Source organism: Christiangramia sp. 3-2217-3z, assembly GCF_051195275.1.
GTDB classification, from domain to species: Bacteria; Bacteroidota; Bacteroidia; order Flavobacteriales; family Flavobacteriaceae; genus Christiangramia; species Christiangramia marina.
In genome coordinates this window covers 1-3,000 of the sequence record NZ_JBNJLI010000027.1, presented here as the reverse complement: position 1 = coordinate 3,000, position 3,000 = coordinate 1, and the positions used below count along the sequence as shown (strand labels likewise).

Here is a 3,000-nt window from a genome sequence, read left to right as displayed (position 1 = left end):
AGAAACCAGGAAACAAAAACCTAAGCGGACTAATCCGAATACCTTCAACCACAACTGACGATTATTCGAAACCGTTGTAATTCATGGCTCAGAATAAAAATGCGCAAAAAAATAAAACGCAAATCTGAATTAAAAAATCACTCTTTCGCAACTGTTGCGCTGACTTTTTGAAGATTTTAAATAAAGAAGCAATAATTCAAAACTGAATTTTAAAAGATAAATATAAAAAAGATGAAAAGTGTCAAAATTGAGCGTGTTTAAAATCAGTGCGTGGATTCTAACTAAAATTTTGAAAATCTGAATTGAAAAATGAAATAATAAAGATAAATTTTCACTCTTTCGCAAAAAAGAATAATCATGCATTTTCAGTTATTATTCTGATTTTGACTCAAGCATAAAAAATGGATAATTTGAATGCCTTTAATTTTAAATTCTAACTTCTTATGCCGAGATGAAAAATGACAAAATAATTAAGAATCAACAAATTAAAATTAATTCTTACTCAAACCTGAAACCGTATCAAAATTCAGTAAAGAACAAATAATTTAAAAAGATTGATAGCATAATAACATATTCACAGGATCGCCACGAAATACAACATCGTATAACAGCAAATAGCGGGCAGTTTGATGAAAAGTGTTATTTTAGAGACCAATTAAAAAAACAACAAAACCGACAAGTTCGCGTCCCTATTCCACGCCACTTGCGTTATACAAGACCGTTGTGCACAATGCTATTAAAATCGTAAAAGAAAAAATTTGTGAATTTTAGAGGTAAGCCACTTTCATGAATTTGATAAACTTATAAATTAGTGGAAGAAAACTAATATGGAGAATTTTGTAAAAGAAAGAAATTTATATTTAGAAGAAACTATAAAATTCTTCTCTGAAAAAGAATGGGAATCTAAGAATGAAGTATATTTTAAAAATAATGGAGCATTTTTTTTCTTTACAATTGTAATGGAAGAATTAAAAATTAAAATTTACTGTAATCCTTTATATAGAGAAATTGATTTAGAATACGCTACGGCAAAATCAGGATGGTTTGACATTTATGAATTGGATGGCTACTTAGATAACCCATTAAAGTTAGAAAAAATGAATGTCAGAGATAACTTTGATAATTCATATAAAAGACTTTTAAATTTTGTTTATTCTAATATGGATTTTATGAGAAATACTGATAATTGGATTTTAAAATAAGTAGAATAAAATTTTTATTGTTGAGCAAAACGCACAGTGCACAACAACGGTTCATCGCCAATAAGCGGCAGCGTTAGAAAGAAAATAATTAACTTGACCAACAAACCAATACTAAGCCGACAAACCCGCGTCCCCTACTCCGCCAACTGGCGATAACCGAGACCGTTGTGCAGCATTTTAAACATGAAGAAACTTACATTTATAATATTCATATTTGCCATCTGTAGTTGCAAAAGCCAAAACAAAAATCAGAAGGCGGAAAAAATGGAAATTGGGGAAATAACATGGTTTATACCACTAAATCAAGATACGATAATTGAGAGCATCGATCCCGCCCAACTAGATTTAAAAAAGCAACAACTATTTATTGATGTTTCTAAAAACTCTATTTTCAAAAGAAGCATCAAACATTGGTCGCCAACCAGTAACGAAGAGATTCAAGAACAAATTAAAAATTTCGAAGCACAGAAAAGTTATCCTGAAATAGAGAGGAAATGGATCACCATCAGAAAATATCAAGGTGAATTTTATAATTACGATCCTTGTAATGGAAACGATTTTCGAATGGAGATAAAAGGAAATGCTTTAATTTTTGAAGAACTTGAAAAAACTATTTTTAAAATTGAGAAAGTAAACCTCATTAATAATAAATGGATACTAAAATCTACTTTTTCTCCTGAAATTTATTTGATAATTGAAAAAACCAATATCAACAATCTATATACTTTAAATTTTAAGAGTCCACATGCTGAGAAAAAATATTATATAACTTCTTTCGATAACATTGATAAATTTAATTTGATTGTAAATCACTGCCCAATTGAGAAAGTCAGAGAATTTGATAAGTTTCAAGATCCAGAATAAAACGCAGCACAACATCGGTTCATCGCAAATAACGGGTTTGGTCGAAAAAGTGTAATTTTAGAAACTAAGAAAGAAAACAACTAAGCCGACAAGTCCGCGTGCCTACTCCCGTAACTTGCGATAACCGTAACCGTTGGGTGCAATTAAATTTTGAGAATTTAGATCAATAATTTTAAATAGATGGATAAAAATTTTAATGAGAAAAAGGAAGTAGAGAATTTATTTAGACAAAGACAAGAAAAACTTACTTACTACATAATTGCATTAACAGTTACCTCGATTGGATTCTCAATTTACAATACTAATAACGTTCCTTTATCTTATACACAAATACCTTTGGCAATCGCAATTGGATGTTGGGGATTTAGTGTCTTTTGTGGAATACAGTTTTTAAAATATATTCTAAGTAATTTATTTGCGGAAAGCTCTTATTACGATATAATAGCGGGACATCATCCAGAATTAGGAAATGATCCTGAAAAAATAAAAAATGCCATCATAGGATTAACAAAAGCTACAAAGATAAACGCAGAAAGAGGTCAGAATTACTCAAAATGGCATTACCGACTTTTCTATAGTGGAATAATTTTATTTCTACTATGGCATATAATTGAAATGTATAAAATCACATAAATTTTTGAAAATAAGAACTATGACCAATTAGAATAAGAGTTTCAATAACCATTAAAAATTTAAAGTATAGATATAGCTAAAAAAAATATTGATTGTTGGATTTAGAATGAACAACGAGACGTCTAATTTAAAAGCACCCAACATCGGTTCATCGCCAATAAGCGGTAACCTTAGAAAGAAAATAATTATCTTGACCAACAAACCAATTCTAAGCCGACAAATCAGCGTCCCTTACTCCGCCAACTGGCGATAACCGTATTCCAAGATCAAAAACAAACCATTTTCAATAAATTTTAAGCAG

At 29.9% G+C, this 3,000-nt stretch carries 3 protein-coding genes; all 3 read left to right on the top strand.

From position 1 onward, the window contains the following. Positions 1–827: 827 nt before the first annotated feature. Positions 828–1,202, top strand: coding sequence for a hypothetical protein (locus ACSHZO_RS15730; protein ID WP_298248401.1), 375 nt, complete (start codon positions 828–830; stop codon positions 1,200–1,202). A 183-nt stretch (positions 1,203–1,385) separates the two neighbouring features. Continuing rightward, positions 1,386–2,066, top strand: coding sequence for a hypothetical protein (locus tag ACSHZO_RS15725; protein WP_298248400.1), 681 nt, complete (start codon positions 1,386–1,388; stop codon positions 2,064–2,066). 180 nt (positions 2,067–2,246) lie between these two features. Beyond that, positions 2,247–2,699, top strand: a complete 453-nt coding sequence (locus ACSHZO_RS15720) for a hypothetical protein (RefSeq protein WP_298248399.1) — start codon at positions 2,247–2,249, stop codon at positions 2,697–2,699. Positions 2,700–3,000: the final 301 nt, after the last annotated feature.

Bases quoted from the DNA above. Each gene is read 5' to 3' on its own strand.
- ACSHZO_RS15730 (WP_298248401.1), top strand. From the start codon at position 828: ATGGAGAATTTTGTAAAAGAAAGAAATTTATATTTAGAAGAAACTATA.
- ACSHZO_RS15725 (WP_298248400.1), top strand. From the start codon at position 1,386: ATGAAGAAACTTACATTTATAATATTCATATTTGCCATCTGTAGTTGC.
- ACSHZO_RS15720 (WP_298248399.1), top strand. From the start codon at position 2,247: ATGGATAAAAATTTTAATGAGAAAAAGGAAGTAGAGAATTTATTTAGA.